The sequence below is a fragment of the Micromonospora sp. NPDC051296 genome (genome assembly GCF_040682255.1).
Classification (GTDB): Bacteria; Actinomycetota; Actinomycetes; order Mycobacteriales; family Micromonosporaceae; genus Micromonospora; species Micromonospora craterilacus.
In genome coordinates, this window is record NZ_JBFBAO010000368.1 from 1 (window position 1) to 6,781 (window position 6,781).

Below are 6,781 nucleotides of genomic sequence, written 5' to 3' on the forward strand. Positions count from 1 at the left end.
AGCAACTGGTGGCCCAGCGTCGTCAGCTCACCGAAGCGCCCGTTGGGCTTGATCTCCTGGGCGAGTACGGCCACGAGCACGGTGCCCGTCACGGGGAGGCGAAGCACGAGGAGCGGCAGCGCGACCGCGAGGATGATCCCGATGGGTGCGGACACGGCCCACGCGATGTACAGGGCGGAGAACAACGCGACCGCCCACGACGCCCACCCGAGGGGGTGCCGCGCGGTGACGGCCACGGGACGAAGGGCACGGGACAGCGGATGCGGCCGCCTCGCTTCATCGCCGGTTCCTGGTCGGTCCGCAGGCTCGGGGGGAGCATGGAGGTCGGTTTCGGTGGCCGAACCAGTCGAAGTCCCTCTGGAACCCATCGCCGCCTTTGCCCCGTGACCGGACCCGGTCGGCCTCTGCCGACCCGGAACCCACCGACAACAACGCCGAACCGGTTGCCGTGACAGTCGCGGGACGACCACAATCCGAGGCGACCATGTGATTCGAGTGGTCGTGCATTGTGGTAGGTCGAACATCACGGCGCAGCGGCCGTCGCGGCACACAGTATCAGGCCCCGCGATGACGAGCGCCACCGGAAGTTCCGGCCGCCGAGGCCATGGCCGGGGGATTTCAGTACGATGCCGGCGGCGTGTGTGTTCCGGTTTCCGACCGCCCGCGCCGCCACGGCCTCCTGACGAGGTTGCCGACCACTCCCGGAGCCGAGATGATCACCCGCCGCAGCCTCCTCGCCGTCGCCGGCGGCATGGCCCTGACCAGCGGCGTGGTCCTGGCCGGTGACTCTCTGCGGCCGAAGCGCACCATGCTGCCCGCCCCGTCCGGGGGCGACGACACGCGCATCCTCAACACCGCTCTCCGCGCCGGCGCCGGCGGCCTCGTCCACGGGCCCAGGGGTGCCCACTACCAGGTCAGCGCTCCGCTCGTAGTGCACAGTGGCACGACACTGGACATGGCGGAGTGCACGGTCACCCTGACGGCGGGCAGCGGCTGCAATCTCCTCACCAACGCGGCGGTCGCCAACGACGGTCGGGACCGGGACATCACCGTGACCGGCGGCACCTGGATCCGCGCCGACGGCGTCGGTGGCGTCGGCCCCGACCTGCACACCCTGCGGTTCCGGCGGGTGGACCACCTGGTGCTCCGAGGGCTGGCGGTGGAGACCTTCGGCGACAAGTACGCCATCTCCCTCGGCGACGTCACCGACACCACCGTCACCCGGATCCAGTTCGAGGTGCAGTCCGACGGCGTGCACATCCAGGGGCCCGCTGCGCGGACCAGGGTCGCCACGATCCGCGGGTCGACAGGTGACGACACGGTCGCCATCACCCCCCGCGACTGGCAGTCGTACGACGACGTCTCGGGGCCGGTCACCGACACGGTCATCGAGGACATCGACGTGATCTCGGCTGCGGCGCTGGTCAAGGTGCTCGGTGGATCGCCGGAGACCGCGGCGCTGCGCACCACCGTCCGCGACGTGGCCGGCCGGGCCCACAACAACGTCATCTGGATCGGCGACGACACCGCCGAATGGCGTACCACCGGTGGGCAGGTCGACGATCTGGTGGTGGAGCAGGTCTCCGCGGCCACCGTCCCCGGCCGACACGTCGTGCACCTCAACGGCTCGAACGTCGGCCGAGTCCACGTCCGGGGGCTCACCTTCGCCGATCCGGGCGCGGACGGGGCGCTGCTGCGGGTCTCGCCGCTGACCGCCGCGACCGTCGCGGAGCTGACCGTCGAGGGCGTCGACGTCGCTCACCTCGGCGCCGGCCCCGTCGTGGGCGTCGATTCCACGGCCCGGGTCCAGCGGCTACGGGTGGACGGGCTGACCGTCGCCGCCTCGGCTGCCGGCGCCGCGCTCCTCCAGATCGCCGGCGCGGTGGACGACCTGACCGTTCGGAAGGTCAGCGCGGCGGTACCCGGCGACAGCTACCTGGTCGAGCTGCCCCACTGGGCGGCGAACGCCGTGGTGCGACAGGCCAGCGTGTCGGACACGGCTGTCGCCGGCCGCGGTGGTGGCCTGGTCGCCGCCCTGGCGGCGACCCACCGGCTGCCTCGGGTGGCCTTCAGCAACGTGCGAACGTCGGGTAAGGCGTGGTTGGTCGACCTGAACACCCGCACCGAGCTGCTGCTGTCGGCCGTCACCATCGACGACACCACCGGCGGGGTCGCGAAGGTGCACCGGTCCGGTGCCGCGGTGGTCCGCGGCAACACCCTGCGGACCGCTCCCGGTTCGCAGGGGGTGGCGGTCGGCTCCGGCGGCTCGGTGACCTCGTATGTGCTGGACCTGGCCGTCGACATCAGCCGCCTCGTCCGCGCGGACGGCAGCTCGGCCACGAACACGAACGCCGGGCTGCCGTGCGGCATCGGGCCCGTGGTGTGTACCGGCCTGACCTGGCAGAACCTCCACACCGGCGCGACCTACTGACCGGCGACGCGCACCGCCTCACAGTGCCTTTCGGGACAGCACGCGCTTGAGATCCGCGATGGTGAGCGCCCGCGAGACCAGCACCGCCGCACCGAACAGGCCGCCGGCCAGCGCCGCCTCGATCGGCCACGGGAGCCGGACCAGCCACACCACGAGGATGGTGGCGGCTCCGGCGGTCAACACGCTCGCCACCTCGCGGACAGGCAGCCGCGACGTCATCGCCCGGGCGGCCAGCAGGCAGGTTGCCACGCCGATGACCAACTCGGTTCCGGCCGCGACCGCCGCCGCGCCGGTCGCTCCCCAGCGGGCGCACGCCCAGAACTGGGCCGCGAGGTTGACCACCGCAACCGAGACGGTCAACACCGCGATCGGGCGGACGACACCGAGCGCCGAGCAGATCGTCGTGCCGACATAGCCGAGCGTTACCCCGACAAAGGCCACGGCCAGCAGCATCAGTGGCGTGACCGCCGGGCCGTAGTCGTCGCCGTAGAGGTAGGCGACGAGAGCGGGAGCGAGCGCGATCAACAGGACCGCCGTGCCGGCGCCGATCACGACACCGGTACGGGTCGCCAGACTGAAGATCAGGTTTCGGCGATGGGCGTTCATGGACATGCTGGTCGCCACGATCGGCAACAGCGGGGCCACCAGCATGGCCGGACCGAGTTGGGCGACGTCCAGGAACTTGTAGGCGGCCGAGTAGTAGCCCACCTCAGCGGCGCCCTGTAGGTGGAACAGCACCACCGAGCCGAGCCGGTAGTAGGCCATGACCGCGAGCGCACTGATCGCAAGCGGCCAGCTCAACGCGAAGATCCGGCCCGCCTCCGCCCAGGAGGGCCGGCCGAGCGGCACCAGCCTCCGATTGATCACCACGCCGATGCCGGTCTGCAACGTGACGACAGCGACGAAGTACCAGGCGAGCAGGACGACGTCGCCGCCGGTACGGGCGATGACCACCACCGCTGTCAGCCAGAGGACGCCCTGGACGAGAGCGAGGATGGCCGACACCTCGGGACGGAAACGGGCGGTGGCCCCGGCGGTGAGGATGGACGCCGCGGACAGCGGTGTCGCGATCGCGATGACGCTGACCACCGCGCTGGACTCGCCGAACAGCCCCTGTGCGGCCGCGACCAGCAGGGCGACGGTCGCGGCCAACGCCACCGACGTGCGGATGACCAGGCCGGTGCCCAGGATGCGGCCGGCGGACGCCTTCTCCCGCGCGATCCGGGAACTCACCGTGATCGTGGTGCCCATGTCGGCGACCTGCGCCGCAGCCGTACCGAGGGTGAGCGCGAGGGCGAAGACGCCGTACCCGTCCGGGTTCAGGTAGCGGGCGAGCACGGACGTGGTCGCCATCCCCACGACCATGCCCACCAGCCGCAGCCCGAGGGAGATGCCCGTGGCCATGCTGAGCCCGCGAGCCGACCGCGAGCCGAGGGCCGCACCGGTCGCCCCGGGATTCGCCGGGACAGTGCCCACCGGCACCGTGGGCCGGTCCCCCGGCTCGGTCGTCGTCGGTCCAGACGAGGTCACCCGAGGCACTCCCCGAAGATGTGTTCGTACGCGTCCAGCCAGCTCTCGCGGCCGTGCCGCTGCTCGACGTACGCTACGCCGCCGCCCTTCATGTCCTCCAGGGCCGCAGCCCTCTCGGCCGTCAGTTCCGCCGGATCCCCGATTACGAGACCACCGCAGCGGGGCACCAGTTCGCTGCCGGGATCGCGGTGAAACGCCACGATCGGCAGTCCACCGGCGGCGGCCTCGAGAACGCAGGTCGGCGTGCCGTCGGTCTCCGCCCCGCAGTAGATGTAGAAGTCGGCGGCCGCAAGGAGGTCGGGAACGTCTTCCCGGTGACCGGTGAAGTGCACGTCGGCGCTGCCCGCGCCGAGCCGCTCCAGCCGCTCCCGGTCCGGCCCGTCACCGACGACGACCAGGGCGCTCCCGCTGGCCAGCGCCGCCGCGATCGCCCGGTCGTGGCGTTTGGCACCGTGCAGCCGCGCGGTGAGGATCGCGACCCGGCGGTCATGGAAGCGGCTCGGCAGCAGGCGCTCGCGCAACGCCGCCCGGGTCGCGGCCGGCGGGGCGGCGAAGCGGGAGGTGTCGATCGCGTTGGGCACCACGACGAGCTTGTCCCGGCCGATCACCGGTTCGAGGTCGTCGGCCACGGCCTCGCTGACGCATACCACCCGGGAGACGTGCTCGGCGGCGCGCGCGTAGCCCGCGAGGAGCAGCCGGCCGACCGGGCCACCCATCCACCGCCCGTGCTCGGTCCAGACCACCGGTGCCCGGCGGGACAGGGGCGCCGTCAGGGCGATCTGTTCCCGCTTGAACTGGAGGTAGTAGATCGAGGAATCGGCGATCTCCCGCGTACGACGCCGTTCCACCGGCACCCGCAGAAGTCCGGAGGCCATCGTCCGGCGGGACCATTTCGGCCCGAGCGCGATCTCCCGCCGGTCGAGAGCGTGCTCGTTCCAGCCTGGGCACCGGCCGTACAGGACGACGTCGTGGCCGCGCTGCCGCATCCCCTGTCCGAGCGCGACGGTGTGCGCCTCAGCGCCGCCGGCGGTGTCCGAGACGGAGACCACCGTGACGGTCAACGTGGACAAGGCGTTGCTCACCTCCGGCCCCTGGTCCGGCTCTGCCGGGCGACGGTGTACTCGTGCAGGAAGCGAGCGGCGGCATCCGCTGTGTGCAGCGGCGTCGCACCGGTGTCGTGGGCGGCCACCACGGCGTCGCGTACCGCCGTGACGCTGGTGTCCCGGGCCACGACGGTGGCCAGTTCACCCAGACCACCGCACGGCACCACCGCGGTCGGCACACCCAGCCGGGCCGCCACCGCCAGGACACCCGACTGGCTGGCGATCTCGTACGGCGCGACGACGACATCGGCCGCTGCGACCAGCGCGGTGAACTCGCCGACGTCGAGATAGCGGTAGGCGGTGGTCACCGCCGCGCCGGTCGCCTCGATCACCTCGTCCACCTGCCGCCCCGGCCCGAGATCCTCGCCGACCACCGCTCCCCGCCAGTCGGGCAGCTCCGCCAGGGCCCGGACGAACAGCTCCGGGTTCTTGTCGGCCCGGACCTGACCGGGCAGGAGGGCGAGCTTGGCCCCGTCCGGCGTGAGCTCGGCGCGCCAGCGCTCGACGCGGGCCGGGTCCACGGGCGGGGCCCACTGCACCAGAGGGACCCGGGCGACGGCCGCCACGCCCCGGTCGAGCAGCTTCTGCCGGTCGGCCTCGGAGTAGACGAGGACCCGGTCGGAGTTTTCGAGCCCGCTACGCAGCGCACGGCCCCCGCCCGGGGCGTTGGACCGGACGAACGTGTTGTGCGGGCTGATGACAACGGTCGCGTTGCGATGTCGGGCCATCGAGATCAGTTCCGGGGTCAACGCGAACATGCCCTGGATGTGGACGACGTCCTGGGTGTCGACCGCCCGGTGCAGGTGCGGGAGCGTACGGAGGACGTACCGCGCCGATGTCCTCGCCTGCCGTACGAACCGGTTTGGCGAGGTGCGATGCCAGGTGATGCACCGGCAGAGCCGCACCGAGGTCGGTGCCGCGTCGCAGTCGTCGGCGGTGTGGACGACCACGTCCACGCCGAGTTCGACCAGGCCGGCGGCGACCTCGACGGAGTGATTGAAGACGCCACCCCGGCCGCCGGACTCGATGAGGTGAACCCGCCGGATCACGACGCCGCCTTCCGGCCGGCGAGGCCCGCCACGGCGTCGACCACCTCGCCGACCGTCCGGGACCAGCCGAGCGCCTCGCAGCGCCGCCACCCGGTGTGCTCCCGCGCGTGTCGCGCGGGCACGTCCCGCAACGCGTCTACGACCGCTTTGGCGAAGGAGTGCGGCTCGTCGCCCACCCAGTAGCCGTCGGCACCCCGGACGGCGTCGGGAAGGCCACGAGCGGCGAACGGGCTCATCACGACGGATCGCCCACGCGACATCGACTCGGTCAGCTTGAGTTGCGAGCCACCGCCGGTGGTGGCGGGCGCGACGGTCACCGCGGCGGCGGCGTACGCCTCCGACACGTCGTCGAGCGTGCCGAGGACGCTGATCCCGGCACCGGCGTCGAACTCCGCGGTCAGCGCCTCGCTGCGCCGGCCCGCGACCACCAGCCGGGCCCCGGGCGACTCGGCGCGGACGAGCGGCCAGACGTCGCGCGCCAACGCCCGCAGCGCCAGCACGTTCGGCTCGTAGTCGTACGACGCCAACGCGAGAACGTACCCGTCCGGTGGCGACGGGTGGTAGGGCCAGATATCCACCCCGTTGGGGGCGAGGACGACGTCGCGGGCCCACCCGCGCAGCACGTCCAGATCCGGCTGGGAGAGCGCGACGCAGAGGGCGGCGCGGGC

The 6,781-nt window shown here is 72.3% G+C and carries 6 protein-coding genes; 1 reads left to right on the forward strand and 5 read right to left on the reverse strand.

Annotated features, from left to right (window positions below; translation table 11 throughout):
* Positions 1–236: hypothetical protein (locus AB0M52_RS28130; RefSeq protein WP_363959810.1), on the reverse strand; the 236-nt coding region annotated here is incomplete at its 3' end.
* Positions 237–712: 476 nt separating this feature from the next.
* Here AB0M52_RS28130 and AB0M52_RS28135 point away from each other — a divergent pair.
* Entirely contained in the window at positions 713–2,431 is a 1,719-nt protein-coding gene (locus tag AB0M52_RS28135; protein WP_363959813.1) for a hypothetical protein, read from the forward strand.
* Positions 2,432–2,449: 18 nt separating this feature from the next.
* On the opposite strand, the gene AB0M52_RS28140 is transcribed toward AB0M52_RS28135, so the two are convergent.
* From AB0M52_RS28140 to AB0M52_RS28155, 4 genes are all read right to left on the reverse strand, one after another.
* Positions 2,450–3,961 carry an oligosaccharide flippase family protein gene (locus tag AB0M52_RS28140; protein ID WP_363959816.1) on the reverse strand — a complete coding sequence of 504 codons (1,512 nt, stop codon included), beginning with the start codon at positions 3,959–3,961 and terminating at the stop codon, positions 2,450–2,452.
* Positions 3,958–5,043 carry a glycosyltransferase family 4 protein gene (locus tag AB0M52_RS28145; RefSeq protein WP_363959818.1) on the reverse strand — a complete coding sequence of 362 codons (1,086 nt, stop codon included), beginning with the start codon at positions 5,041–5,043 and terminating at the stop codon, positions 3,958–3,960. The genes AB0M52_RS28140 and AB0M52_RS28145 overlap by 4 nt, the downstream gene beginning before the upstream one ends.
* Positions 5,040–6,113, reverse strand: coding sequence for a glycosyltransferase (locus tag AB0M52_RS28150; protein ID WP_363959821.1), 1,074 nt, complete (start codon positions 6,111–6,113; stop codon positions 5,040–5,042). The genes AB0M52_RS28145 and AB0M52_RS28150 overlap by 4 nt, the downstream gene beginning before the upstream one ends.
* The coding region (locus AB0M52_RS28155; protein WP_363959824.1) for a glycosyltransferase at positions 6,110–6,781 on the reverse strand (672 nt) is incomplete at its 5' end. The genes AB0M52_RS28155 and AB0M52_RS28150, both read right to left, overlap by 4 nt.